The organism is Salinivibrio sp. IB643, assembly GCF_001996105.1.
Classification (GTDB): domain Bacteria; phylum Pseudomonadota; class Gammaproteobacteria; order Enterobacterales; family Vibrionaceae; genus Salinivibrio; species Salinivibrio costicola.
On record NZ_MUFF01000028.1, the window covers coordinates 12,948 to 39,177 of the forward strand.

The following is a 26,230-nucleotide window of genomic DNA, read 5'->3' on the forward strand; positions in this document are numbered from 1 at the left end:
GTTGTCGTGGGTTATTGATTTTGCGTCGGTTGTTCGTCCGGATAATACAGGGGCCCTTGTTGGCCACAGCCGGTCAGTGTCATGATGCCTGTGAGTATCAATAAAATGACGAGTTTTCGCATAGTGAATGCCAGTGATTATCGAGTCAATGCCCTCTATAATCGCATCACAACCATGAAAAGCAATAGGATATAACGGGATGAATACAACGGAATATCATCAGCTAGTCGATTTGCAAATGCAGGCCATCGAAGAAGGTATCGATGACTCAGGCGCCGACATCGATTATGAGAGTGTCGGCAATGTGATGACACTCGAATTTGACGATGGCAGCCAGATCATCATTAACCGTCAAGAGCCGATGCAAGAAATTTGGGTCGCGTCAAAAGGTGGCGGTTTTCATTTCGCGTTAAAAGAGGGCGAGTGGACGTGCAGCAAGACCGGCTTAATCTTAATGGATTTAGTCCAACAAGAGTGCAGCAGGCATGCTGGAGAGCCGGTATCTTGGTGATCTGGAGCAGGCGCTAACAATGCCCAGAGAGCGCACTAAAAAGCCGCTCTCTGGGTTATTTAAATGACGCCACTTGTCCACTAAAGCCATCGTGAGGTGGTTGGCGAGGCGGCTGCCATTGTGTATCGCACTTAAAAGGTAACGCCTGTGGCTCACCGCGATCATCGGTGACAATCTGATAAAACTGCGGCAAGTTAAAGTTAATAAAATTAGCACTGTAGCTATAACGGTCGTGAGAGGAGGTATAAAAACGGTTCACGCCCTGTACCATCTCTGTTTTATCACCACTGCACTGGCGGTACACTTCAACGCGATTGCTCTCATCAAGAATATAAAGATTGTAGCCATTGGCGCAGTCTTCAAAGAAAAACTGCACCAAGCCTTCACTGGCGTAGGCATCGACGACCGCGGGTGGGTGCACATCTTGCGGATTATCCACCACCATCACCGGCGTGCCATTCACTTTATTCGTGGAAATGCAGCGATAAAAATCGACCGAATTTTCTAAACGTTGCACGGACACGCCACGACGTTCAAAGAACAAGCCGTGCGTTTGCAATCCAATACGCAACGCTTTGAATCGACGCCGTTTTTCCTTTTCAACCGGTTTTAGCCTAAGTTCAATGCATTCCGCCACCAGTTGGTAGACCAAGTTGCGGATCAGGCCGCGCATTTTACTCGAATAGCAGAACACATCGACCGATTCAGGTGGCACCGCATCTTGGTGCATTTTTCCTAACATGGTTTTCAGCGCTTCAAGAATCGCATCATCACCGCGATAGTTGAGTGTCCGGATCTCATTCCACGAGTTGCGATAGACCAAATCAACACTGCCCACCAGGCAGGTTTGCTCGGGGCCATAGCTAAAGATATCGCTATTTTTAAAATCAAACCGCATCGATGGTTTTTTATACGCCGACGTCGGATCTTGCTCTAAATTAATAAACAAGGCGAGCTGACGAATTTCACAGGGGCTTGATAACGCGTCCAAGGTTGGGCGTGGCGGCCGCAGAGAGAAGGTGTTGCGAATGTCACTGACCAATTGATACAGGATATCAATATCAACGTCTGCATCACGTACTACGGTGTGCAAATGCGTCGACTCGGTCAGTAAACCATTAAAAAACGCCCAAGCGATCAGCTTAGACAGATAGCTGTTATGCGCCAGTGGCGCACGACCGATGATGTCGACCGGATCCAGGGAATGTTTATATAAATACCATCCCGGTCGATTCGTTCGCCCTTCGGGCACTTGAATCAAGGTCAGGTTTGGCTCGTGCAGATCCGGTGAAATCTGCGGATTCAGCAAGGTCACTTTACCCGGTAGCTCTTCAAACGCGGCATAAAGCTTACGCGCTAACGTACTGATATCTTGCGGGCTGATCGCCGAGGTGATGTCATTGCGGCGCGCAAAGCGAATCAAATTACGATAGCTTTGCATTAACGCATCAAGCAGCTCGTTGTGTGCGTACTGCACTTCCTCAACCTTCCAGTGACGACGGTTATCCAGATACGTCAACGCCTGCTCGTCCCAGCCCCACTCATGAGCCAATAGACGCAGCACGTCACGCCGCCATGCCACTGAACCGGTCGACGGTGACTGCGTTAATTTTTCATGGGTTTTGAGATAAAAACAGCGACGGACAAGGTCTAAGCGGCGGGCGTCGCCAATTGACTCGAGGTAGCGCGTCACTTTTTCCAACATCAGGTAATACGCATCGGACTGGTATACATCAACCCAGCCGGCATAAAAGCGGCGCTTACCATCAACACTTAGTAGTTGGGTGCCAGGGTACTGCCACGAGTACGCTTCAAGTAATATCGCTTTGAGTACCGATTTATACGGTGAATCGATACTTTTATAAAGCTGCCACAAGCTCGAGCCGAAGTATTCTTCCGCCGGGATGGTCGGCAGGCCGCCAAAATCAACCCAATCACGTCGGTCAAGACCATGGTCTGCCACCAAGGTATCGACATAGTCGTCGTAACAGCCTTCCATTTCTGGCGGGACCATGTACCAAAGCAACTTTTGCCCCGCAACACGCATTGACGAACGATAAAATTCGTCAAGCAACAAGAAGTGCTGACTGGTACCACAGTTATCACTGGTCATGGTTTGGCTGAGGTGATGGCGGAACCGCCCTTCACACACTAAAAAGAAGTTGGCTTCAACCCCTTGGTTTAGCGCCCATTCGGAAATCGCCATGCACTTGGCATCGAGTTTATCACGCTGGGCGGTGGTGACGGCAGCATCAATGCATACCCAGATATCCAGATCACTGGTGAGGCTTTGTCCCATCGAGCCGGTACTGCCCATGGTATACATGCCTTTAATCGGATGACGACGACGTTCATCAACGCATGCAGTTAAAGAGGAGAAGCGCGTCTTTGAGTGGATCAGACAGTCAGAGACAAACTCTCGTTGTGTCTCGTCAAGCTGATAATCAGCGATACCAAAAGGCACACTGTCGCCACAAAACCCGGGCAATGCGGGGTGGTTGAGATGTAAAAGCACTGGCAGCACATCAAAAATGGCTTGAGCTTGACGACTCATTGCTGACCGCGCGCGATCCATTCTCACGCGGTTAAACGCCTCTATGCGCTCAGTTTGCTGTTGTACGTATGTTTGCAAGGCAATCATCCAGATTCGTTGACATCCCGGTCAACAGGTCGACGTTACTGTCTTCACCGTATCCGCCCAATTGCAGATAACAAAACGTGATCAATGTAACACTCTCGACAAGTCGGGTAAAGTCAATAACCCCGATGCCTGTGTGGTGAGATTCGTGACGCACTATAGGCGCTTTTTGAGACCAATATCAACTTTTACGCTCTACTGCCTTAGTCGTAACTTTCACTTTTTGCCGCCCAACGATCTCACTATTTGCGCAAATAATACGCTATCGATCACATTTTTTCACCTATATGACGATAAGCCCATCATAAATCTCGAAAGCGATTGACGACTATTACGAGCCACCCAATGGCAATGATACGATGGTGGTTATGAATCAAGAAGGAAGCAACACCATGTACTCAACACCCGTGCGCATTGCCACACGCAAAAGTCCTTTGGCGCTCTGGCAAGCGGAATTTGTTAAAGAAGCACTCGAAGCTTCCCATCCTGGCTTGACCGTCGAGCTCGTGCCTATGGTCACTAAAGGTGACGTGATTCTGGACACGCCCCTCGCTAAAATCGGTGGTAAAGGCTTGTTTATTAAAGAGCTTGAACAAGCAATGCTTGACGGCCGCGCGGATATTGCCGTGCACTCGATGAAAGATGTCCCGGTTGAGTTTCCAGAAGGGCTGGGATTGGTCACCATCTGTGAGCGCGGTGACCCACGCGATGCTTTCGTCTCTAACCATTACAACAGCATTGATGATTTACCCGAAGGGGCTGTCGTCGGCACGTCTAGCCTGCGCCGCGAATCACAACTACGTGAACGTCGTCCGGATCTGATCATTAATACCTTACGCGGCAATGTCGGCACCCGCTTAGGGAAATTGGATGATGGTCAGTATGATGCGATCGTTCTCGCCGCCGCTGGGTTAAAACGGTTAGGTTTACATGAACGCATACGTAATGAAATTCCACCAGAAGTCATCTTGCCCGCGGTTGGGCAAGGTGCCGTGGGTATCGAGTGTCGACTGGATGATGAACGTATTCGGACCTTATTGGCCCCCCTTTCTGATGCCAGCACCACACAACGTGTACTTTGTGAACGCGCGATGAATAATCGTCTTGAAGGCGGATGCCAAGTGCCTATTGGCAGCTATTCGGAAATTCAAGGCGACAAAATTTGGTTGCGCGCATTAGTGGGCGAACCGGATGGCTCGACCATCTTACGTGCCGAAATCACCGGCCCATTAGAGAAAGGGGAAGCACTAGGGACAGATTTAGCCGAGCAGCTTCTCGCTCAAGGTGCGCGCCAAATTCTGGATAAACTTTATCAAGACGACGCATGACCACGGTTATTGTTCGCCCCGAGCCAGACTGCAGTGAGTTAGTCGATCAGCTTACCCAACAAGGGCTGGCGGCGATCGCCTGCCCGCTACTTAGTTTTGCGCCGGGGCGAGACTTACCAACCTTCGCCTCCTTGCTCGGCTCACTGCCTGCTGACAGCATCTTAGTCGCAGTGAGCCCACGCGCCGTGGCCTTTGCGCATCAGGCATTGCAACGCCAGGAGATGGCCTGGCCCAGTGATTGTCATTATGTTGCCGTTGGGCAACGCACTGCTCATGAGTGGCAAGCCGTCTGCGGCCAGACTGTCCAATACCCGGTCCGCGAAGACAGTGAGGGCATGCTAGCACTGGCTCCATTTATGGCGGTAAAGGGGGCGCAGGTGGTGATTCTTCGCGGTGACAGCGGCCGCGATATGATGGCAAAAACACTCAGCGATCAAGGCGCGCAAGTTCACTATTGCGAGACCTATTGGCGACAATGGGCCATTGAGCCTTTAGTATCGCAAGTAGTAAGCTGGCCTAAAGACACTATCGACACCGTGGTGATCACCAGTGGCCAACAATTAGCCTACTTTGATCAACTTATCACATTAAGCGGACAGCACTGGCTGCGCCAATGCCGTATACTGGTGCCCAGTAAAAGGATTCAAGATCAAGCCACAGGGCTCGATTTTGAAACGATTACGACCGTTGACAGCGTGGCCAATTCAGCCCTAGTTCACACGCTGCTCAGGTTAAGTAAAACGGGACTTTCGGATGACTGACAACAAAACCAAATCAAACAAGGCTACGACGCCCTCGTCACCCAAGACACACGCCACGGATGCCTCCTCATCAGGGAAAACAGCAAAAAAAAGCACATCATCAGGGGGACGTGGCGGTATTGTTCTTGGCGCGATTGCTATCGCGATAGCACTCGGCTCGAGTGGATGGGTGTTCTATCATGGGCACCAGCAAGCGACTGTTTTACAAAACACAGTATCGGCGCAACAATCTCAAATTGCTAACCTTGAACAATCCCTTAGCCAGCAACAAAAAGCCGCTGAAAAAGCGAGAGAGCAACTTGAGGACGCCACTACAACACGACTTAATCAACAAGATAGCAGCCTGAAGAGTCTGCAAAAGGCAATGGCCGATGTGAAAGGCCGCCGACCTAACGATTGGTTACTTGCGGAAGCGGATTATTTAATTCGTATGGCAGGGCGCAAAGTGTGGCTTGAGCACGATGCGCAAAGCGCCACAGCGCTGATGGAAGCGGCAGATCATCGCATTGCCCAGCTCAACGACCCGTCGTTGGTACCGATTCGCCAAGCGTTAGCTGACGATATAACGGCTTTAAAAGCGGTCAAGCGGGTGGATAAAGATGGCATAGTATTGCGCTTGACGAGTATGCAACGACAAGTCGAGGACTTACCCCTTGCCAGCGCCGTGATCCCTGAGGCAGAGGAAACGCAAGCTCCGGTGGTGAGCGAGTCGGTCAACGATTGGCAAGTAAACCTGACCACCTCACTGAAAGGATTTGTTGATGATTTCATTACCTACCGCAAACGCGACGGTAATGTGGTGCCACTGCTCTCGCCGACACAAAGCTATTATTTGCAAGAGAACCTAAAAAGCAAGCTCGATCAAGCCATGCGGGCTGTCTATCAAGGGAATGACACCCTCTATCATGAAGCACTTGGCATGGCCCAAGACTGGGCGCTGCGCTTTTATAATCAGGATGCTAACGCCACCCGCCGTTTTGTTGAGCAACTCAACGCCCTGAACGAACAGCGCATTGGGGTCGACCTTCCGCAAAAGCTCAGCAGCCAAACACTCGTCAGTGATGAGATTGATACCCGATTGCGCCGAGATATTGCACCGCTAACAGGAGGCCAATCATGATACGACTGCTGTTACTTGTCCTCGTTTTAGCGGCAGGCTTGGTGGTTGGTCCACAACTGGCTGGTCACCAAGGCTACGTGCTCATTTCAGCGGCCCAGCAAACCATTGAAATGAGCGTTACAACCCTCTTAGTGCTCATCGCCGCGCTCATTGCAGTGCTCTGGGCCCTAGAGTGGGTGCTAAGAAAACTCTTTTCGATGAGCAGTACTGCCAGTGGTTGGTTATCCGGCCGGAAACAGCGTAAAGCTCGCCAGCAGACCCAGACTGGCTTAATGAGATTACGCGAGGGCGAGTGGAAAAAGGCGGAAAAGCTCCTCGCTAAAGCGCGCTCACACAGTGATGCTCCCATGCACAACTTGCTCGCCGCCGCAGAAGCGGCACAACAACGCCAAGATTTACATGCGCGGGATCAGTACCTACAACACGCCGCCGATATCAATGCCAACAGTTTAGCGCTCGCCCTCACTCGCGCCCAGTTACACAGCCAAAGCGGGCAGTATGAGCAAGCATTGGCCTCACTGCGGGCAATAAAACGCCAACACCCACGCAACCCTGTGATGCTGTCCCTGTTGAAAGAGACCTATATCCAATTAGAAGACTGGTCAGCGTTACTCAACCTTCTTCCAACGCTAAAAAAAGCACAACTGCTCAATAGTGAACAACTTGACGTATTGTATGAGCGTGCCGAGCTTGGCGTTATGTCGCATGTTGCCAGTCAGAAAGGGGCAGAAGGGCTGCTTGCGCATTGGAACCAACTGCCGAAGGCCAAACGTAACCAACCCGTACTGCTCGCTGGATTAGTGCATCATTTGTCGGCGCGAAATGCCGATTCTGAAGCCTACATCTTATTGCGTGAAACCTTGAAAAAGCGGCCCGATGATCGCTTGATTGCACTGATCCCTACGCTCAACTTACCCGACAGTTATCCGGCCGTGGTCATGCTAGAAGAGTTGCTAACCCGCGATAGCCATAATCCGGTTGTTCACAGCGCGCTGGGCCAGCTGCTGATGCAAGCAGGCAAATGGCAAGATGCGCGCAGCCACTTTGAGCAAGCACTCGAATACCGTACTGATGTCAGTGATTATGCCTACCTTGCCGATGTGTTAGATAAACTCAACCAAGGACAAGCGGCCAGCGATATCTCGCGCACCGCCTTAAAAATGGCACTGCCCGAGCGTCCGCCCGCAGCATAATACGCCTGACAGTAACAAAAGCGCCCCATCATAAAATGGGGCGTTTTTGTCGATGCGATGCCATCACGTATCGCTTCTGTGGTTAACCTTACTATCAAAGCTAACCCCAGTTTGCCGACTCGCTATCCTTTTTTACACAATACATTGAGCGCTGCCACTTGATTACGCGTGACCACCGTGCCGGTATTGGCATCAACACCCTGGGCGCCTTGTACCCAGTAAGGTAAACGCATCGGTAATTGATCGGTGGCTTGGGCGACCTGGGTTAAGTCCTGCTTGGACGCAAGTACCATTCCTTCTTGCTGACAACGCGGTTCCGCCTTCGCATAAGGTAGCCGCCCCCAGCTCATCCCTTTTTCCGTATACTGTTTCTCACCTTGCTCAGGCTCAGGTAAACCAAAGTGGCTCAAATTGAAGGCGGCTTCGGATTGGGCTGCTTTTCCGCTTGTCTCTGGCAGAGTAGACGCTTTTGTCTCCGCCAGTGGCGGCAAGCGTATGACTGCAGGCTGAGATAGGGGTTGACGGGTTTGGCGCAACACCGCTTGGCGTGTCGGACCAAACATGCGTACACGTTTAAGCACCACATTGGCGACATCGAGAGCCTGATACGGACCAATTAAACAACGACCACGCCCTTCGCGGACTTGCACTTGAAAGGGTAAATCCGGCAAACCTTGGCGCAATGTTTGATGAAACTGACGTGATGGCACCCCGTTTGTGGCACCGCACTGGACCCAAAATGCTGAACTTTGCGGGTCAGGAGACTGATCACCCCACAGCCCATTGCCAATATCGCATTTTTCACCAATGATCGGCCAACCTTGCTGATTGTCGATAATCGCACAAGGTGTTTGCGCTGCATTCACTGAGGATATCATTCCCCACGTTGCCATTAGCGTGACAACCAGACCTCGCCACCGCCCCATGATTTACTCCCTTCGACACTTAATGTTCATCAGCTTAAGCAAAGTCGTACAATGACTCAAGCTGACGATTCTCAAGCTGTTAGGTACGAACAAAAATGGCTGCGTACGCAGCCATTTTTCTCATCCTTTATAAATTTTGGGGTTAAACACATCCCTGAGCCAATCACCCAGCAAGTTGATAACCAACACCAGCAGCACTAAGGCAATACCAGGAAAGACCGTTATCCACCACGAACCAGAGAAAATGTAATTAAAGCCAATACTAATTAATGAGCCCAAAGACGGCTGATCGACAGGCATACCCAAGCCTAAAAACGATAACGCCGCTTCTGACATAATCGCGTTAGCCACTTGAACCGTTGAAATCACCAAGATCGGAGACAGACAGTTGGGAAGAATGTGCCGGAACATAATACGCGGTGATCGAAACCCCATCACACGCGCCGCTTCAACATATTCTTTTTTCTTCTCCGCCAGTACAGAGGCACGAATAGTACGCGCATATTGCGGCCATTCGGCAATCCCAATAATCACCACCAGCATCAAGATCGCATATTGACTATAAAACTCGCTACCAAAGCTGGCTTTAAAAATCGCAGACACAATGATCGCCACCATCATGGTAGAGAAAGACAGTTGAATATCTGCAATCCGCATAAAGAAGCTATCTACCCGTCCGCCAAAGTACCCCGCACTCAGTCCTATGATTGTCCCTAAGATGAGCTGTAATCCCACCGCACATAGGCCAATGGTCAGAGAGATACGCAGGCCATAAATCATAGTGGATAAGATATCTCGGCCCTGGTTATCCGTCCCTAATAAGAAGCGAGGATCGCTCCATTCCATCCAAGCAGGCGGTAACTCTGAGTCCATGATATCAATCGACATCAAATCATAAGGATTGGTTGGCGCCACCAAAGGCGCAAACACAGCCAGTAGGAGAAAAACCATAAAAATGGCAAAACTGGCCATCGCCACCTTGTCACGCTTAAAGTGATAGAGGAAATCTGAGGCCAAAAAGCGTTGCCAGCGACTTGGGGTGGTATGTGCTTGTGTCATCGCTTACGCCTCCTTACCGGTAATGTTAACCGTGGGATTAATCAGGCCATACAGTAAGTCGACAAATGTATTGGTGACGACAAAGATTAATCCGACGAAAATGACATAGGCAGTAATCAGAGGTGTATCGACACGGTTGATCGCTTCAAGAAAGAGAAAGCCCATTCCTGGCCACTGAAACACGGTTTCTGTCAAAATGGTATAGGCAATCATGGTGCCGATTTGCACTCCGCCTACAGTCACCACAGGTAACATGGTGTTTTTCAATGCATGCTGATAATAAACCTTATTTTCGGGGAGCCCTTTCGCACGCGCAAATTTGACATATTCAGTGCCCAACGCTTCCAGCATTTCAGAACGCACCAAGCGAATAAATAGCGGCAACATGATAGAGGCCAATGACACGGCGGGTAATACTAAGTGCGCAAGGCCGTCTAGGGTGAAAAAGCCAGACTCCCAACCTAGCCAATTGGCCGTTTCCCCTCGCCCATAGGAAGGTAACCAGCCAAGCTCAATGGAAAAGACGTACATCAGCATGATTGCCGTCAGGAACACGGGAATCGAAATCCCTACGATACTAAAGCCCATGATAATCTTGGTAAGTATACTTTTGGGATGGATAGCGGCGTACACACCAAGTGGAATCGACACCACCACGATGATCAACGCCGCACCGACCACCAGCTCTAAAGTGGCGCCCAGTTTATCTAAAATGACATCGACAACCGGTCGTTTAAAGAAGTAAGAATTGCCTAAATCACCTTGTAGGGCCTGACCGACAAAGCGAGTATATTTGGTTATAAAGGGATCATTGAGTCCCATTTCATCGCGCAGCGCATCGCGCTCTGCTTCTGATACTGATTGTCCCACCAGCTCCCGCAAGGGGTCGCCAAGGTTGTCTTGGATAGCAAACGCCACCAGACTGATGACAAACATCACAATCAGTGCCTGTACCAGACGTTTGACTAAAAACGTTACCATGTGTGCCTCTAAGCGATTGGGTAATCAAGGCCCCAGGATTGGGGCCCTGTGTCAATCCATTACTCGACCACTAAATCGCCGAAGTAAGGGAAGTTCATACCGTTAACGATCGGTTTGATGTTAACGTTATTTTTGGCTGCCCAAGACGGATCTTGCCAGTGCAGAGGAAGGAATGCCGCATCGTCATACAAGATTTTCTCGACCTTTTGCAGCATCGCGTTACGTTTTTCCAGATCCGTTTCTGAATTCGCATCGAGTACCAGTTTGTCCACTTCACTGTTCGAGTAATGGCCGCAGTTATACTGCCCTTTACCCGTATCAGCGTTGCGGGTCATGGTGAGGAACTCGGTAAAGTTAGCCGAATCTTCCGTATCTGGGTGCCAGCCGATCATTTGCATACCGGCTTCACACTTATCAAACTCAGGCCAGTACTGCGCTTTTGGCATGGTCTGTAAATCCACTTTGATGCCGATTTTCGCCATCATCGCGGATACCGCTTGAGCGATTTTTTCATCATTCACATAGCGGTTATTGGGGGCAATCATGGTGACAGAAAAACCATCAGGATAACCGGCTTCTTCCATCAACTTTTTCGCTTTCGCCAAGTCATAACGCGGCGCGAGATCGGCATTGTAACCCGCATAACCGACTGGGCTTTGCTGGCTTGCCGGTGTCGCGGCGCCTTTCATGATTTTTTGCGCGATGCCTTCGTTATTGACCGCATACGCCACCGCTTGACGGACACGCGGGTCTTTAAATTCATCCACCACACTTTGGTTCATTTGGAAGGTAATCACGCGTGTACCAGGCATGGTCACCAGCTGCAAATTATCAGAGCGATCGATGCGACGATAATCGTTAGGCGATACAGGGGCGATCATATCGACATCACCCGATAGCAGTGCCGCGACACGGGTGGCATCTTCTTTGATCGGACGCAGCGTGATGTTGTCGACATTGCCTACGCTGTCTTTGTCCCAGTAATTCTCATTACGGTCAAATTCAACCACTACGCCTTGTTCACGTTCGTCGACCACGTACGGCCCTGTGCCTGACAAGTGTGTTGATGCATACGTTGAACCATTTTTCTTCAGCTCAGATTTGTCGCGTCCGTCTTCGGTCTCACCACTATAGAATTTGCTATCCATGGGGAACACGTAGGTCATCACGTTTTCTACCAGTGGGTAGGTGCCGTCGGTGACCACATCAACGGTGTGCTCATCGACTTTTTTGATGTCAACGATTGGGGTGAAAATCCCTTTAAAATCCGGCGAAGATTTCAAACGATCAAACGTCCAAACAACGTCATCAGCACTAAATGGGTTACCGGAGTGGAAAGTGACCCCTTCGCGAAGGTTGAAACGCACGGTTTGATTGTCGATACGCTCCCACGAGGTGGCAAGACGAGGCTCGAAGTCCATCTCTTGGGTAAAGCGGACCAAGGGGTCGAAGACCATGTGTGATAGCTGTAAGGTACCACCAGACAGTTGCTCATGCGGATCCAAAGAAACGGGATCCGCGTCATAAGCCACTGTAATGTCGGCAGCGGCAGCACTAAAGCTCAGGCCGGCGGCCATAAGCGCCACGGCAATCTTGCTCTTCATTGTTTTCATTGCATAGCTCCTTTATGCGTAGGGGTTGCCCCCTGCTGTGTTTGCATCATAGATACGGTGCGGCCCTTGGCCGCGTCGACATAGCACGCTATGCCGGTTGCAAACCTTCTGTGCTTATTCCCTTAAACTCAGGCATTAATGAGATAAGATGACGGCTGTATTCATGTTGTGGGTCAGTAAACAGTTGCTCGGTTGGAGCGACTTCAAGTAGCTGACCTTTACGCATCACCCCAATGCGATCGCACATTTGACGAATCACCGGTAAATCATGGCTGATAAATAACATGGTCAGATTGAGCTCGTCTTGCAGATCTTTAAGCAGATTTAAGATCTGAGCCTGAACAGAGACATCTAACGCGGAGGTTGGCTCGTCACAAATCAGCAACCGTGGTCGCGTCGCCAGTGCGCGGGCAATCGAGATACGCTGACGCTGGCCACCAGAAAACTCATGCGGATATTTGATCCCAGCACCACGGCCCAATCCCACGTGATCGAGCAAGTCTCCGACAATTTGACGGATTTGCGACTCACTTTCTGCCAAGCGGTGAAAGCGAATCGGCTCCGCGATAATGTCATAAATCTTCATCCGCGGGTTCATGGATGAATAGGGGTTTTGAAACACCATCTGCATTTGACGACGGATTGGACGACGGGCTCGCTCACTTTTTATCGCGGTCAAATCGATATCTTCAAAAATAATCTGGCCGGTATTGGGCGGATACAGCCCGGTAATCGCCCGAGCGATGGTTGACTTCCCGGAGCCTGACTCGCCGACCAGACCAAAAGTTTCCCCTTCAACAATATCAAAGCTGACGTGGTCCGAGGCTTGGACATATTCGCGACGGCTGGCAAAAAACGAATCCTTGGTCACAAATCGCAACGAGACGTCCTTTACTTGTAACAAGGGGCCAGAATAAGCGCGTTGGTCTTGGCTTTGTCCTAGCCAGTGGTTCTTCACATCCAGCTCAAGGGTTTCGCCTGCTTCTTCGATGTAATTCACCAAAGGAAAACGATCCAGTTTGATATCGGAACGTGGCACGGCGGAGATTAAACTTTGGGTATAAGGATGTTGCGGATCGCCCAACACTTGCTGTGTGGTGCCGAGTTCAACTAAGTCACCTCGATACATGACCGCGACACGATCGGTCACATTCGCCACTACGCCCATATCGTGGGTCACTAACATACAACCCACATTTTTCTGCTGGCATAAATCGCGAATCAAATTGAGAATTTGATCTTGAATCGAAACATCCAATGCTGTCGTTGGCTCATCAGCGATAATTAAATCTGGCTCACCGGCCAATGCGACCGCAATCACCACGCGCTGACGCATCCCACCAGAAAATTGATGCGGATACTGCTTAATACGCAACTCAGGCTCTGGGATCCCGACTTGCTCCATCAGGCTTATCGCACGCTGATAGGCTTGCTGGGACGTCAGATTAAGGTTGGTTATTATCGTTTCTGTCAGCTGTTGCTCGACGGTAAATAACGGGTTCAGCGAGGTCATGGGATCTTGAAAAATAAAGCCAATCTTATCGCCACGCACTTTGCGCATTTGATTGGGTGTCAGGCCCGATATTTTTTGACCATCGAGGTACACATCGCCACTGGCAATGCGTCCTGGAGGGCTAAGTAAATCAATCACCGCATTTCCAACGGTTGATTTACCTGCGCCGGACTCACCGACCACGCCGACAATCTCACCACGCTCAATCGTTAATGACAGCGAGGTCACGGCCGCGTGGACACCATGGCGAGACGGGTACTCTATTCGGAGGTTATTAACTTCTAGCAGTGACATTTTTCATCCTTGATATCGTCAAAGGTGACGATCAACGTGCTAACCAAAACAAGGGGCTGCCTCGCCTTGGAGAGATGCGATTCCAATCTGGCAAATATTTCACAAAAAATCAACATCACAGAAGAAAACACCATAAAGGCCTAATCATCTCGGATATTCATTCATCTAACTACCAGCACTTGCCCGGCGGCAAGACACAAAACACACTTCATATCATAAAGATATAAGCTATTCCCACTCCATCTGTTTTAAAGCAAATCACGCATAGAATAAAGCCATCTGAATTAACAGCCACATAATATCAGTAGTGATAATGACTGATTTATAAATGACTGACACACTGTATAAGTTATAAGTTACTTATTAAGTAGTTTTTTATCCTTAGTAAAGGCAGGTATAGCAGCTGTATCGATCAGTTGTGAATTTATGACCAATTGATGACTTTTTATCTCGCTAAACCTTGATAGCGCTCTAATTTCTGCATTTTTATTGTCTATATCAGCGAATCGGCACAAGGAAACAGAGGAGAGAAACAGAGAAGAAAGAGGAAAAGGCATAAACGAAAAAACCCCAGCCGTCAGGCTAGGGTTTATAATAGTGGTCGGTGAAGAGGGATTCGATGCGACCGGGCTTCCGGCCCCCGACCCTCTGCACTCGGCGAACAGATATAAATGAAAAACCCCAGCCATTAGGCTAGGGTTTGTAATAGTGGTCGGTGAAGAGGGATTCGAACCCCCGACCCTCTGGTCCCAAACCAGATGCGCTACCAAACTGCGCTATTCACCGACATATCGCTTAGTGCGAAAATAATGGGGTGGCTGACGGGACTTGAACCCGCGACAACTGGAATCACAATCCAGGGCTCTACCAACTGAGCTACAGCCACCACTGATTTTCTGCCATATTCCTATCCCGGAATGGCGCGCCCGACAGGATTTGAACCTGTGACCTTTGGCTTCGGAGGCCAACACTCTATCCAACTGAGCTACGGGCGCTTGCCCCGTTGGCGGTGTCGAATATTACGGATATCACCACCAGCCGTCTAGCATTTTTTTTAATTTTTTTACTGACTGGTCTCTTTTTCAACAAATCGCGTAGAAATCGTCAGTGAGGTCTCTACTATAACGGTTTAACGTAACAATCTAAAGCGCTATAATCACCTAATCTTTACACGGGGTTAACCTAGCGAGGTTGGCAGATCCGTTGAGACGAGACTGACAGGCCGCAACCGAATCACTCTAGATTGATTCACCCCTTAAGGTTGGCGGCAAATAAGATAAAAAAGGCGTTAAGCCACCAGTAATGTGGGAGTGTCATTGTGAGCGCAAAGGGAAAAAGTCTAGGTCGTATTATGGTTGCCTCGGTAGCAGCCCTACTATTTGCTTCTGCTGCGCAAGCATTAGAAGTGTCTGAACAAGAAAAAGCCGCAATCGCCGAGCGCATTGCACCTGTGGGTGACGTGTATATTGATGGAGAAGCCCCCACGCAAACGGCGGCAGCAGAGCCAACTGGCCCACGTAGCGGTGACCAGGTCTATAATACTTACTGCACAGCCTGTCACAGCACTGGCGCAGCTGGCGCCCCCAAAACCGGTGATGCCGCCGCTTGGGGCCCACGTGTTGATAAAGGCATGGAAACACTAACCAAACATGCAATCAACGGTTTTAATGCGATGCCTGCCAAAGGCACCTGTATGGACTGCTCGGATGATGAAATCGTCGCGGCTATCGAGCACATGCTCGACGCACTCTAATAGCACCGCGCATCAATCGTTTGACAATAACGCCGCCTTCGCGGCGTTACTTATTGAGCAAGGCTGTGTTTAGGGTGACTTGTTTTTATCGAGCATGGCTTTTAAGTTAGCGATCGCCGCTTGCCCTTTTTCCATTCTCTCTTCTTGAGACACAGGTTTTTTCTGCGACTCCCACTCAAGATCATCAAACGGTAATTCGTCGAGAAAACGGCTTTGTTGTGGCTTGATAAGCTCGCCAAACTGACGCCTTTCTTTGCAAACGACAAAGGTCAGCGCCTTTTGCGCACGGGTCAATCCGACGTAAGCTAAACGCCGCTCTTCGTCGATATTATCTTCATCAATACTCGATTGATGAGGCAACAAGCCTTCTTCCATACCGATCAAATACACGTATGGAAATTCTAGCCCTTTCGATGCGTGCAACGTCATCAGCTGTACTTGGTCAGCCTCGTCATCATCTTCGCCACGTTCCATCATGTCACGCAGCGTCAGGCGCTGAACCACTTCTCGCAGGCTTCGTTCAACCTGATCTGGGTTGTCCCCCTGAAGATCAGCGACAATCCAACTGTGAAGCTGTGAGACGTTTTTCATCCGCATCTCTGCTACTTTGGGACTGGAGGAACTCTCATACAGCCAATCTTCATACTGTGTATCTCGCAACAGTGATCGTACCGCGGACACGGTATCGCCCCGCTCAGCCTGATCAGACAGTTCAACAATCCACCGCGTAAACGCTTGTAGAGCCGCCAGGCCTCGCCCAGATAAATGCTGGGTCAGGCCTAACTCAAAGCTTGCCGCAAACAAGCTCTTGCCGCGCTGATTGGCATAACTGCCGAGTTTTTCTAATGTCACCGGGCCAATTTCGCGTCGCGGCGTATTCACTACGCGCAAAAACGCATTGTCGTCATCTGGGTTGGTCAACAAGCGCAAATAGGCCATGATGTCTTTAATTTCGGCGCGCGAGAAAAAGGACGTGCCGCCTGATATTTTATATGGGATACGATTTTGTATCAGGGCTTTTTCAATCAAACGCGATTGGTGATTGCCACGGTATAAGACCGCGTAATCTTTGTATTGCGTACGCCCTAAAAAACGGTGGCCTATCAGTTCCCCAACCACACGTTCCGCTTCATGCTCTTCGTTATTGGCAGTCAGCACTTTGAGCATGTCGCCATCGGGCAAGGCAGAAAATAGCGTTTTTTCGAACACATGGGGATTATTGGCTATCAAGATATTGGCTGCACGCAGTATTCGACTGGTTGAGCGGTAATTTTGCTCCAACTTCACCACATGCAGACGCGGAAAGTCTTGTTGTAAGTACACCAGGTTTTTCGGCTGAGCGCCTCGCCAGGAGTAAATCGATTGGTCATCATCCCCTACCACGGTAAAGCGTGATCGCTCACCCACCAGCAGCTTCACCAATTGATACTGGCTGGTGTTGGTATCTTGATACTCGTCGACCAATAAATAGCGAATACGTGCTTGCCAACGCTCACGCACGGTTTGGTTTTGGCTAAGTAGCGCCACCGGCATCAAGATAAGATCATCAAAATCGAGCGCGTTATAAGCCCGCATTTGTTTTTGATAGCGCGCATAGCAGGCGGCAAATAACTGGTCCCGCTCACCTTGTGCTTGCGCCAGCGCTTCATCGGGTCCCAACATGGCATTTTTCCAGTTGGAGATGGTGTGCACCAATTGACGCAGCAGGTCTTTATCATTATCTAGCTCTTGTTCGGTCAGAGCTTTAAGTAGCGCTAATTGGTCTTGATCATCAAACAACGAAAAGCCCGCTTTTAACCCCAAGGTTTTGTATTCTCGGCGGATAATATTCAGGCCCAAGGTATGAAAGGTTGACACCATCAAGCCGCGCGATTCTTGCTTACCCAAGCTTTGTGCCACGCGCTCTTTCATCTCTCGTGCCGCTTTGTTCGTGAAAGTCACCGCGGCAATATAACGCGCTTTATAGCCACATTGTTGAACCAAATAGGCGATCTTATGCGTAATCACGCGTGTTTTTCCCGAGCCTGCGCCAGCTAACACCAGACAGGGGCCAGAAATATGGCGGACTGCATCCGATTGCGCAGGATTAAGCTTCATGATGGCGGCACCTCGTTAATGGCTGAGAGGGCATTGTAGAAGGAATCTTACTGATGTCTATCTCACCCAAGCAAGGCTCAACAAGCTTGCTATAATTTGTGCTTGTCATACGCACAAAATTCACTCTAAAATGAATGAATGTTCATTCAGTAGTGAGTTCATCATCAATGGACAAACGTACGCAAATATTCGCGGCGACAGAGCAACTGATTGCCACGCGTGGACTCGACAAGGTCTCAATGCATCAGGTCGCCACCCAAGCGCAAGTGGCCGCCGGCACCATTTATCGCTATTTTAACGATAAAGAAGACTTGCTTCGTCAACTGTCTATGCACCTTATGATGCAATGTGCGACCCATATTCAACAGGGGGTAAAGGATGAACCAACCCTAAAAGATCAATTTGAGCGGTTATGGCGCAACACGTGGACCATGATGCTACAACGCGATCACTTATTATTATCTCGTGACCAGTTTGATGCCCTGCCACGCGATGATCAGTCACAAACCCAGCAAGAGCGAGAGGCCTTCTCTGATCTTTATCAAGTCTTTCAGGAAGGTAAGCGGCAAAAGCACTTTAAGCCTCTGGACGATGAGGTGCTCATCACCTTGGGGCTTGAACCCGTTTTTTGTTTAGCTCGCAAACAGGTTCGGGGTGTTATAACTCTAGACAGTTATGCTATCGCAGATGCGATCCAAGCTTGCTGGGATGCAATTTCTCTTCACTAACGACGCTCGGAGCTTACTTCGATGAAAAAATGGTTTTTCTTTATGGTTATCCTTGCACTGCTGCTGTTTGGCAGTGTGATTGGCTTTAACCTGTTTAAGCAGCAAAAGGTTGCAGAGTATATGGCAAACATGCCAGAGCCGACGCACCCAGTGACGGCAGTGACCGTTAACGCTGAACCCTGGACACCCACCATGGACGCCATCGGGTTTGTTGAGCCCAATCAAGGGATCACCTTAACCACGCAAATTGCCGGTGTGGTGGATGTGATCAATTTTGAATCAGGCCAAACCGTTAAACGTGGGCAAAATCTGGTTGAACTCGACTCTAGCGTTGAAAAAGCCAACTTGGCAAGTACGCAAGCACGATTACCCGCCGCAGAAGCCAAGTTCAAACGTTATCAAGGACTGTTTACTAAAGGGTCGATTTCTAAAGAAGCATTGGATGAAGCTGAAGCGAATTACCGTTCTTTACAAGCTGACATTAATGCGCTTGAAGCCACCATTGCACGTCGTAACCTTCAAGCTCCCTTTGATGGTGTGGTTGGTCTGCGTAATGTATTTATGGGTGAGTACCTACAGCCAGGTACCGATATTGCTCGGCTAGAAGATACCTCGGTAATGAAACTGCGCTTTACCGTGCCGCAAACCGATATCTCGAAGCTCCGTCTAAGCCAGGCATTACGCATTACAGTCGATGCTTATCCTGAAAAAGAATTCATCGGCTCTATCAGTGCTATCGAGCCTGCGGTCAACAGTCAGAGCGGCCTGATTAAAGTGGAAGCCAATATTCCCAACAATGATGGCCAGTTACGCTCAGGGATGTTCGCCCGCGCCGATATCGTTTTGCCGACGGTTGAGAAGCAAATCGTGATTGATCAAACCGCGATTAACTTCAATCTATACGGTGAAAGTGTGTATGTGATCCGTGAAGAAGATGGAGAAAAGCGCGCTTATCAACAAGTCCTTAAAGTCGGCGAGCGTCGTGGCCATCAAGCACGCATTATCGACGGTCTAGAGCCTGGCGATCAGGTTGTTACGTCCGGCCAGGTGCGCTTAAGCAATGGCTCTAAAGTGAAAATCGTCGACAACGACGCTCTCACTCCACCAGAACAATTACCTCAATTGTAAGACGAGGATGTGATGCGCTTTACTGATATTTTTATCCGGCGCCCAGTGCTAGCTGCGTCAATCAGTATTCTGATTGCGCTGCTCGGCTTGCAGTCTTTATTTAAGTTGCAAGTTAGGGAATACCCGGAGATGACCAATACCGTGGTCACCATCACAACCAGCTATTATGGTGCCAGTGCTGACTTGATTCAGGGTTTTATTACCACCCCGCTCGAGCAAGCTGTCGCCCAAGCTGACAATATTGACTTTATGACCTCAGATTCGGTGCTGGGATCATCGACAATCACGGTCAACATGAAGCTAAATACCGATCCGAATGCCGCCTTGGCAGATATACTGGCTAAAGTTAATTCGGTAAGGGCACAGCTCCCAGCAGAATCAGAAGATCCGTCCGTATCCATGTCGACCGGCTCTACAACCGCCGTCATGTATATCGGTTTTACCTCGCCCGAACTCGACTCGAGCCAGATAACCGATTATCTTGAGCGCGTAGTTAAACCTCAATTGTTTACCGTGGGTGGCGTGTCAAAAGTCGACCTATATGGCGGAGTGAAGTACGGCTTACGTATATGGCTTGATCCTGAAAAGATGGCAGCCTTTAAGCTAAGTGCCACTGATGTCATATCAGTACTCGATGCCAACAACTACCAATCGGCAACCGGTCAAGCTACCGGTACCTTTATGGTCTACAACGGCAGTGCGGATACGCAAGTTTCAACGCCGGAAGAGTTAGCCAAACTGGTGGTTGATACGCAAGATGGTCGCGTCGTGCGGTTAGGCGATATTGCTAACGTCTCGCTAGAAAAAAGTCACGATCAAGTCCGAGCGCTTGCCAATGGTTCTGAGGCAGTTGTTGCGGCCATCAACGCCACCCCCTCAGCCAACCCGATCAATATTGCTGCTGACGTGACGGACATGTTGCCCGAAGTGGAACGTAACATGCCCAATAACATCGAGATGAACGTGTTGTATGACTCGTCGAATGCGATCAATGAGTCAATCAATGGGGTAATCAAAACCATCATCGAAGCCGCGTTAATTGTGTTGGTGGTTATTACTCTTTTCTTGGGCTCGTTCCGCGCGGTGATCATTCCCATCATTACCATCCCGCTGTCGCTGATTGGTGTAGCGCTAGTGATGGAAATGATTGGCTTCTCACTGAACTTGATGACGCTACTGGCCATGGTTCTGGCCATCGGATTGGTGGTCGATGACGCCATTGTGGTGCTCGAGAATATCGACCGTCATATTAAGTTAGGTGAATCACCATTCCGTGCCGCCATCATTGGTACCCGTGAGATAGCGGTGCCCGTTATTTCTATGACGCTAACACTGGCAGCCGTTTATGCTCCTATCGCCATGATGGGCGGGATCACCGGCTCCCTGTTTAAGGAGTTTGCGTTAACGCTTGCTGGGGCGGTATTTGTGTCCGGCATTGTGGCACTAACGCTCTCGCCGGTGATGTGTGCGACCCTGTTAAAAGCCAATGCGCAACCAAGTCGTTTTGAGTTAGCGGTACATCGCTTCCTTGATGGGATGACAGATAAGTATGCGCGTATGCTCAGCAAGGTGATGGAGCGCCGTCCGGTGATCGTGACGTTTGCGGTAATTGTATTCGCTTCCCTGCCGGTGCTGTTTAGCTTTATTCCTAGTGAGCTTGCTCCGTCAGAGGATAAAGGCGTGGTGGTCATGATGGGTACTGCGCCCTCCACCGCTAACTTGGATTACATCCAAAATAGCATGGCGGAAGTGAACCAAAAACTGGACGAGCAACCCGAAGTGGCTTTCTCACAAGTCTTCTCCGGGGTACCTAAGTCGAATCAAGCCTTTGGTATCGCCTCATTAGAACCTTGGAGCGAGCGGGAAGCGAGCCAGTCTGAGGTAGTCAAACGCATGGCGAATGAAGTGAAGGATATTCCAGGAATGAATGTCACCACCTTCGAAATGCCGGAATTACCAGGCGCCTCCTCAGGTTTGCCTATTCAATTTGTGGTGACATCGCCCAATAACTTCGAAAGCCTGTATCAGGTAACCGCTGAAATCATGGGCGAAGTGCAATCGAGCCCAAATTTCGTTTACTCCGAGCTTAACCTTAACTTCGACTCCGCCACCATGAATATCCATATTGATAAGGATAAAGCGGGGTCGTATGGCGTCACCATGCGTGATATCGGTACGACGATCGGGACCATGATGGCCGACGGCTACATTAATCGTATCGACTTTGACGGCCGATCGTATGAAGTGATCCCGCAAGTTGAGCGTAAATATCGCCTTAACCCTGAGTCGATCGAAAGCTACTACGTGAGCGCTGCCAATGGTGATTCGATACCTCTCGGCTCTTTGATTGATATTGAAGTGACAGGCGAGCCGCGCTCGTTACCTCATTTTAATCAATTGAATGCCGCGACGATTAGTGCCGTTGCTGCCCCTAGCGTGACCATGGGTACCGCCGTAGAGTGGTTTGAAAGCAAAGCGGCAGAACTGCCAAAAGGGTATCAGCACGATTATCTTGGTGAATCGCGTCAATACGTCACTGAAGGCAGTGCACTGTATGCAACTTTCTTGTTTGCGCTGGCGATTATTTACTTAGTGCTTGCGATTCAGTTCGAATCGCTACTCGACCCTCTGGTGATCTTGGTCTCAGTGCCTCTGGCGATTTGTGGCGCTTTGATTGCTTTGGCGTGGGGGCTGTCATCGATGAATATCTACTCGCAGGTGGGGCTGATAACCTTGATAGGTCTAATTACCAAGCACGGTATTTTGATCTGTGAAGTTGCCAAAGAGCAGCAGCTATATCACCAAGCCAGTCGAATGGATGCGGTAAAAGAGGCTGCAAAAATTCGTCTGCGTCCGATCTTGATGACAACAGCGGCAATGATTGCAGGCCTTATCCCGCTTATGTTTGCTAGCGGCGCCGGTGCCGAACAACGCTTTAGCATCGGGATAGTCATCGTGGCGGGTCTTGCCATCGGGACATTATTTACGCTATTCGTTCTGCCAGTGATTTATACCTATCTGGCCAGCAAGCACAAGCCGCTGCCTGTGTTTGTCGAAGACGATGAGCTTGATAAGCTCGATGAAGACTATCGTGCATCACATTAATGCATCCTATTAAGGGCCTACGGGCCCTTTTCTTTTGTCATCCTTTCGACAAGCTGTACGTATTTACATAGAATGAAGACAGTTAATAAAGGAGTATTCCATGTTTGACCCGAAAAAACTTGAGCAAATGGCCAAGCAAATTCACGATGCCATGCCTCAGCCTGTCAAAGAGTTAGGCACGGATATGGAAAGCCGTGTGCGCCAAGCCATTCAAGGCCAGCTGACTAAGCTTGACGTGGTAAGCCGTGAGGAGTTTGATGTACAAACTCAGGTATTACTGCGCACGCGTCAAAAGCTCACCGAGCTCGAAGCAAAGCTTGAAGAAATGGAAACAAAGATCGGCCAATCGCAAGATAACCAGCAATAACCGATCGCATCAACGCAAAAAGCCTGACCCTCAGGCCAGGCTTATCTCTGCGTATCATTTCAACTGATGGCAGTCAGTTATCGGGCGCAGTTAGCTATTAAGCGTAATTAGTTATCAAGTGCGATCTGCTTCATATCGGTCATATAGCCACGTAACTCTTCACCGATATATTCGATCGGGTGATGACGAATACGGTCATTCACTTCAATCACGGTGGCGTTATCAACCTGATTAGATGTTTCTGACAATCCTTTGCCAATCACATCCGCACCCACCGTTGGCATAAAATGCTCGCGCAACAATGGCGTCGCCACATTAGCAAACAAGTAGTTACCGTACTCTGCCGTATCGGAAATAACCACGTTCATTTCGTAAAGACGCTTACGTGCAATGGTGTTGGCAATCAACGGCAACTCATGCAATGACTCGTAATACGCCGACTCTTCCACAATGCCGGATGACACCATGACCTCAAAGGCAAGCTCGACCCCAGCACGCACCATGGCAACCATCAAAATACCGTTATCAAAGAATTCTTGCTCACTGATACTGGCATCTGACTCGGGATAGTTTTCAAACGCGGTCTGTGCCGTTTCCTCACGCCAAGTGAAAAGATCTTTATCGCCATTATCCCAATCGGCCATCATGGTCGCGGAGAAATGGCCAGAGATAATGTCATCCATGTGTTTGTTGTAAAGGGGACGCATAAGTTCCTTAAGCGACTCCGACAGCTCAAAGGCTTTTACTTTCGCGGGGTTGGACAAGCGATCCATCATATGCGTGATGCCACCGAACTTCAGTGCTTCAGTAATGGTTTCCCAGCCATATTGAATAAGTTTACCCGCATAACCCGGCTCAACACCTTCTGCAATCATTTTCTCATAGCAGACAACCGATCCGGCCTGTAGCATGCCACACAGGATGGTTTGTTCGCCCATCAGGTCTGATTTTACTTCCGCCACAAACGAAGACGCTAGCACCCCTGCACGATGACCGCCGGTTGCGGCTGCCCATGCTTTCGCAACCTCAAAGCCTTCGCCGTTAGGATCATTTTCTGGGTGGACCGCGATCAGCGTCGGCACACCAAAGCCGCGTTTATATTCTTCACGCACTTCGGTACCTGGACACTTAGGCGCCACCATAACGACGGTAATATCTTCACGAATGCGCTGACCCACTTCGACGATATTAAAGCCATGAGAATAACCGAGCGCAGCGCCATCTTTCATCAACGGCATGACGGTCTCTACGACGTTGGAGTGTTGCTTATCTGGGGTCAGATTGATCACCAAATCCGCTTGTGGGATCACATCTTGATAGCTCCCCACTTTAAACCCATGATCGACCGCGTTTTGGTAAGAAGGACGCTTCTCATCAATCGCCGCCTGACGCAGTGCATAAGCCACATCGAGACCCGAGTCACGCATGTTTAGACCCTGGTTAAGCCCTTGCGCCCCACAGCCAACAATCACCACTTTTTTACCTTTGAGGAATTCGGCCTCGTTGGCAAATTCATCGCGCGACATAAATCGACAAACGCCTAATTGTTCCAATTGTTGACGCAAATTCAGGGTATTAAAGTAGTTCGCCATAGGGTGCTCCATTGATTCGAATCCATGATTGGGTGTGTTTTCACCGCTTAATTTTGATACTACCTTAACCGTCACATTGCCTAAAGTGATATATTCACAACATGACATTGCAAATAAAGCAAGAAGATACCATGAACACCAAACAACTTACGGGTTTTCTTCACCTCTGTGATACCAAAAGCTATACCCGTGCGGCAAAAGCCATGCATGCTAGCCCATCGGCCTTAAGTCGGATTATTCAACGGCTTGAGGGGGACATCGGTCAACCCTTGTTTATTCGGACTAACAAAGCCGTTACCTTAACACCCGCAGGAAAAACGTTATTACCCGTGGCGCGAGAAATCTTACAACTATGGCATACCACCAAAGCCAATATTAATGAACATGCCTCTTTGCTCGGCGGTAAACTCACGCTCTTTTGCTCGGTCACCGCCAGCTATAGCCATTTACCGGAGCTCCTCGCGCGATTTCGTCAGCAATACCCAAATATCGAGCTACAACTGCTGACCGGCGATCCCGCTCAGGCAGAAGAAAAGGTGCAAGACAATAGTGCAGACATTGCCATTGCCGCCAAACCAAAGTATTTGTCGTCAAGTTTAGTCTTTCAACCCATTGATACAGTCAGTTTATCAGTTATCGCACCGGCAATGGCCAGCAGTGGCATTGATCTGCAAGCCATTGACTGGCAACACACACCTTTGATTTTGCCCGAAGCAGGGACAGCCCGTGATCTCGCGGATCAGTGGCTAGCCAGCAAAGGCATCGAGGCAAACGTCTACGCACAAATAGCGGGTCACGAGGCGATTGTCAGTATGGTGGCATTAGGCTGTGGTATTGGTGTTGCGCCGGACGTGGTGATTGATAACAGCCCTGTAAAAGATAAGGTTGAGCGCTTACGCCAAGAAATTGTGCAACCTCTCGAACTAGGCCTTTGTTGTAAAGCTTCCCGCGCCAAAGAGCCTTTACTCAACGCCCTACTCGATACGATGCGATAACCCAAAAAGCCCCAACATCACTATCCAGGGGCTTAAACGCAAAAAACCCCAGCTTTTCAGCTAGGGCTTCTAAGTAGTGGCGGGAGGCCGGGGTTGCGGACACGGGCAGGCCATCCTGCGGGACTCATTCGCCCGCAGGGCGAACCTAGTCAATAGCAAAAAAACCCTACTAAATTTAGCAGGGCTTCTAAGTAGTGGCGGAGTGGACGGGACTCGAACCCGCGACCCCCGGCGTGACAGGCCGGTATTCTAACCAACTGAACTACCACTCCGCACCAATTCTGTATGACTAAAGGCTTATATCTCTTTGCTTTAATCAATTGTAATCAAAGCCTGGCGATGTCCTACTCTCACATGGGGAGACCCCACACTACCATCGGCGCTGCTTCGTTTCACTACTGAGTTCGGCATGGAGTCAGGTGGGTCCAAAGCGCTATGGTCGCCAAGCAAAATTGGGTGTGTCTTCACTTTTCAGTCAAAACACGTATCTAGAAAGCTGTTCGTTCTCGCCACAATCAACTGGCTTAT

General features: G+C 49.6%; 20 protein-coding genes, 4 tRNA genes and 1 rRNA gene. 11 read left to right on the forward strand and 14 right to left on the reverse strand.

What is annotated here, in order from left to right; genetic code table 11:
• Nucleotides 1-11: 11 nt before the first annotated feature.
• Nucleotides 12-122 (reverse strand): LPS translocon maturation chaperone LptM, encoded by a 111-nt coding sequence (gene lptM / locus BZG77_RS15055; protein WP_241824095.1) that lies wholly within the window; start codon nt 120-122, stop codon nt 12-14.
• A 77-nt stretch (nt 123-199) separates the two neighbouring features.
• Between lptM and cyaY the strand changes: the two genes are divergently transcribed.
• Nucleotides 200-511, forward strand: coding sequence for an iron donor protein CyaY (cyaY, locus tag BZG77_RS11860; RefSeq protein WP_021022161.1), 312 nt, complete (start codon nt 200-202; stop codon nt 509-511).
• 55 nt (nt 512-566) lie between these two features.
• Here cyaY and BZG77_RS11865 read toward each other — a convergent pair whose 3' ends face one another.
• Entirely contained in the window at nt 567-3,152 is a 2,586-nt protein-coding gene (locus BZG77_RS11865) for a class I adenylate cyclase (protein ID WP_077647390.1), read from the reverse strand.
• 389 nt (nt 3,153-3,541) lie between these two features.
• Between BZG77_RS11865 and hemC the strand changes: the two genes are divergently transcribed.
• Genes hemC through BZG77_RS11885 form a run of 4 tightly spaced genes read left to right on the forward strand, consistent with a single transcriptional unit; the run spans nt 3,542 to nt 7,551 of the window.
• A complete protein-coding gene (hemC, locus tag BZG77_RS11870; RefSeq protein WP_077647405.1) occupies nt 3,542-4,477 on the forward strand; it encodes a hydroxymethylbilane synthase in 936 nt (311 codons plus the stop codon).
• Nucleotides 4,474-5,238: a uroporphyrinogen-III synthase gene (locus BZG77_RS11875; RefSeq protein WP_077647391.1), complete on the forward strand. Its 765-nt coding sequence runs from the start codon at nt 4,474-4,476 to the stop codon at nt 5,236-5,238. Before hemC ends, BZG77_RS11875 begins: the two co-directional genes overlap by 4 nt.
• A complete protein-coding gene (locus tag BZG77_RS11880; RefSeq protein ID WP_077647392.1) occupies nt 5,231-6,358 on the forward strand; it encodes a uroporphyrinogen-III C-methyltransferase in 1,128 nt (375 codons plus the stop codon). Before BZG77_RS11875 ends, BZG77_RS11880 begins: the two co-directional genes overlap by 8 nt.
• Nucleotides 6,355-7,551 carry a heme biosynthesis HemY N-terminal domain-containing protein gene (locus BZG77_RS11885; RefSeq protein ID WP_077647393.1) on the forward strand — a complete coding sequence of 399 codons (1,197 nt, stop codon included), beginning with the start codon at nt 6,355-6,357 and terminating at the stop codon, nt 7,549-7,551. Before BZG77_RS11880 ends, BZG77_RS11885 begins: the two co-directional genes overlap by 4 nt.
• 122 nt (nt 7,552-7,673) lie before the next feature.
• On the opposite strand, the gene BZG77_RS11890 is transcribed toward BZG77_RS11885, so the two are convergent.
• The 8 genes from BZG77_RS11890 to BZG77_RS11925 all read right to left on the reverse strand — a co-directional run bounded on the left by BZG77_RS11890 (nt 7,674) and on the right by BZG77_RS11925 (nt 14,932).
• Entirely contained in the window at nt 7,674-8,477 is an 804-nt protein-coding gene (locus BZG77_RS11890; RefSeq protein ID WP_077647394.1) for a hypothetical protein, read from the reverse strand.
• 120 nt (nt 8,478-8,597) lie between these two features.
• On the reverse strand, nt 8,598-9,536 hold the full coding sequence (locus BZG77_RS11895) for an ABC transporter permease (RefSeq protein ID WP_077647395.1): 939 nt from the start codon (nt 9,534-9,536) through the stop codon (nt 8,598-8,600).
• Between the two features lie 3 nt (nt 9,537-9,539).
• Complete coding sequence (locus BZG77_RS11900; RefSeq protein WP_021022169.1) at nt 9,540-10,517, reverse strand: ABC transporter permease; 978 nt, start codon at nt 10,515-10,517, stop codon at nt 9,540-9,542.
• A gap of 59 nt (nt 10,518-10,576) precedes the next feature.
• Nucleotides 10,577-12,130 (reverse strand): ABC transporter substrate-binding protein, encoded by a 1,554-nt coding sequence (locus BZG77_RS11905; RefSeq protein ID WP_077647396.1) that lies wholly within the window; start codon nt 12,128-12,130, stop codon nt 10,577-10,579.
• Nucleotides 12,131-12,218: 88 nt separating this feature from the next.
• On the reverse strand, nt 12,219-13,937 hold the full coding sequence (locus tag BZG77_RS11910; protein WP_077647397.1) for an ABC transporter ATP-binding protein: 1,719 nt from the start codon (nt 13,935-13,937) through the stop codon (nt 12,219-12,221).
• A 709-nt stretch (nt 13,938-14,646) separates the two neighbouring features.
• A tRNA-Pro gene (locus BZG77_RS11915) sits at nt 14,647-14,723 on the reverse strand.
• A 24-nt stretch (nt 14,724-14,747) separates the two neighbouring features.
• Nucleotides 14,748-14,823, reverse strand: a tRNA-His gene (locus BZG77_RS11920).
• Between the two features lie 32 nt (nt 14,824-14,855).
• Nucleotides 14,856-14,932, reverse strand: a tRNA-Arg gene (locus tag BZG77_RS11925).
• Nucleotides 14,933-15,255: 323 nt separating this feature from the next.
• Between BZG77_RS11925 and BZG77_RS11930 the strand changes: the two genes are divergently transcribed.
• The gene (locus BZG77_RS11930; RefSeq protein WP_077647398.1) at nt 15,256-15,690 is read left to right on the forward strand and encodes a c-type cytochrome; all 435 of its coding nucleotides are present in this window, start codon (nt 15,256-15,258) and stop codon (nt 15,688-15,690) included.
• A 69-nt stretch (nt 15,691-15,759) separates the two neighbouring features.
• On the opposite strand, the gene rep is transcribed toward BZG77_RS11930, so the two are convergent.
• Nucleotides 15,760-17,787, reverse strand: a complete 2,028-nt coding sequence (gene rep, locus BZG77_RS11935) for a DNA helicase Rep (protein ID WP_077647399.1) — start codon at nt 17,785-17,787, stop codon at nt 15,760-15,762.
• A gap of 167 nt (nt 17,788-17,954) precedes the next feature.
• Here rep and BZG77_RS11940 point away from each other — a divergent pair, with 167 nt between their 5' ends.
• The 4 genes from BZG77_RS11940 (at nt 17,955) to ubiK (ending at nt 23,115) form a co-directional block, all read left to right on the forward strand.
• Entirely contained in the window at nt 17,955-18,515 is a 561-nt protein-coding gene (locus BZG77_RS11940; protein ID WP_077647400.1) for a TetR/AcrR family transcriptional regulator, read from the forward strand.
• 21 nt (nt 18,516-18,536) lie between these two features.
• Entirely contained in the window at nt 18,537-19,643 is a 1,107-nt protein-coding gene (locus BZG77_RS11945; protein WP_077647401.1) for an efflux RND transporter periplasmic adaptor subunit, read from the forward strand.
• Nucleotides 19,644-19,655: 12 nt separating this feature from the next.
• Nucleotides 19,656-22,748 carry a multidrug efflux RND transporter permease subunit gene (locus BZG77_RS11950; protein WP_077647402.1) on the forward strand — a complete coding sequence of 1,031 codons (3,093 nt, stop codon included), beginning with the start codon at nt 19,656-19,658 and terminating at the stop codon, nt 22,746-22,748.
• Nucleotides 22,749-22,848: 100 nt separating this feature from the next.
• The gene (gene ubiK / locus BZG77_RS11955) at nt 22,849-23,115 is read left to right on the forward strand and encodes a ubiquinone biosynthesis accessory factor UbiK (RefSeq protein WP_021022177.1); all 267 of its coding nucleotides are present in this window, start codon (nt 22,849-22,851) and stop codon (nt 23,113-23,115) included.
• A 107-nt stretch (nt 23,116-23,222) separates the two neighbouring features.
• Here ubiK and ilvC read toward each other — a convergent pair whose 3' ends face one another.
• Complete coding sequence (ilvC, locus tag BZG77_RS11960; RefSeq protein ID WP_077647403.1) at nt 23,223-24,707, reverse strand: ketol-acid reductoisomerase; 1,485 nt, start codon at nt 24,705-24,707, stop codon at nt 23,223-23,225.
• 131 nt (nt 24,708-24,838) lie between these two features.
• Between ilvC and ilvY the strand changes: the two genes are divergently transcribed.
• Nucleotides 24,839-25,702, forward strand: coding sequence for an HTH-type transcriptional activator IlvY (ilvY, locus tag BZG77_RS11965; protein ID WP_077647406.1), 864 nt, complete (start codon nt 24,839-24,841; stop codon nt 25,700-25,702).
• Nucleotides 25,703-25,897: 195 nt separating this feature from the next.
• On the opposite strand, the gene BZG77_RS11970 is transcribed toward ilvY, so the two are convergent.
• Together BZG77_RS11970 and rrf are read right to left on the reverse strand one after the other, a co-directional pair.
• Nucleotides 25,898-25,974 (reverse strand) — tRNA-Asp (locus BZG77_RS11970).
• Nucleotides 25,975-26,033: 59 nt separating this feature from the next.
• Nucleotides 26,034-26,149, reverse strand: a 5S ribosomal RNA gene (gene rrf / locus BZG77_RS11975).
• Between the last annotated feature and the right edge of the window lie 81 nt (nt 26,150-26,230).

What these genes read in the sequence shown, in the direction of transcription:
- BZG77_RS11910 (WP_077647397.1), bottom strand. Translation starts at nt 13,937, where the DNA reads ATGTCACTGCTAGAAGTTAATAACCTCCGAATAGAGTACCCGTCTCGC.
- BZG77_RS11900 (WP_021022169.1), bottom strand. Translation starts at nt 10,517, where the DNA reads ATGGTAACGTTTTTAGTCAAACGTCTGGTACAGGCACTGATTGTGATG.
- BZG77_RS11890 (WP_077647394.1), bottom strand. Translation starts at nt 8,477, where the DNA reads ATGGGGCGGTGGCGAGGTCTGGTTGTCACGCTAATGGCAACGTGGGGA.
- hemC (WP_077647405.1), top strand. Translation starts at nt 3,542, where the DNA reads ATGTACTCAACACCCGTGCGCATTGCCACACGCAAAAGTCCTTTGGCG.
- BZG77_RS11865 (WP_077647390.1), bottom strand. Translation starts at nt 3,152, where the DNA reads ATGATTGCCTTGCAAACATACGTACAACAGCAAACTGAGCGCATAGAG.
- BZG77_RS11885 (WP_077647393.1), top strand. Translation starts at nt 6,355, where the DNA reads ATGATACGACTGCTGTTACTTGTCCTCGTTTTAGCGGCAGGCTTGGTG.
- BZG77_RS11895 (WP_077647395.1), bottom strand. Translation starts at nt 9,536, where the DNA reads ATGACACAAGCACATACCACCCCAAGTCGCTGGCAACGCTTTTTGGCC.
- cyaY (WP_021022161.1), top strand. Translation starts at nt 200, where the DNA reads ATGAATACAACGGAATATCATCAGCTAGTCGATTTGCAAATGCAGGCC.
- BZG77_RS11875 (WP_077647391.1), top strand. Translation starts at nt 4,474, where the DNA reads ATGACCACGGTTATTGTTCGCCCCGAGCCAGACTGCAGTGAGTTAGTC.
- BZG77_RS11945 (WP_077647401.1), top strand. Translation starts at nt 18,537, where the DNA reads ATGAAAAAATGGTTTTTCTTTATGGTTATCCTTGCACTGCTGCTGTTT.
- BZG77_RS11940 (WP_077647400.1), top strand. Translation starts at nt 17,955, where the DNA reads ATGGACAAACGTACGCAAATATTCGCGGCGACAGAGCAACTGATTGCC.
- ilvC (WP_077647403.1), bottom strand. Translation starts at nt 24,707, where the DNA reads ATGGCGAACTACTTTAATACCCTGAATTTGCGTCAACAATTGGAACAA.
- ubiK (WP_021022177.1), top strand. Translation starts at nt 22,849, where the DNA reads ATGTTTGACCCGAAAAAACTTGAGCAAATGGCCAAGCAAATTCACGAT.
- lptM (WP_241824095.1), bottom strand. Translation starts at nt 122, where the DNA reads ATGCGAAAACTCGTCATTTTATTGATACTCACAGGCATCATGACACTG.
- rep (WP_077647399.1), bottom strand. Translation starts at nt 17,787, where the DNA reads ATGAAGCTTAATCCTGCGCAATCGGATGCAGTCCGCCATATTTCTGGC.
- BZG77_RS11950 (WP_077647402.1), top strand. Translation starts at nt 19,656, where the DNA reads ATGCGCTTTACTGATATTTTTATCCGGCGCCCAGTGCTAGCTGCGTCA.
- BZG77_RS11905 (WP_077647396.1), bottom strand. Translation starts at nt 12,130, where the DNA reads ATGAAAACAATGAAGAGCAAGATTGCCGTGGCGCTTATGGCCGCCGGC.
- ilvY (WP_077647406.1), top strand. Translation starts at nt 24,839, where the DNA reads ATGAACACCAAACAACTTACGGGTTTTCTTCACCTCTGTGATACCAAA.
- BZG77_RS11880 (WP_077647392.1), top strand. Translation starts at nt 5,231, where the DNA reads ATGACTGACAACAAAACCAAATCAAACAAGGCTACGACGCCCTCGTCA.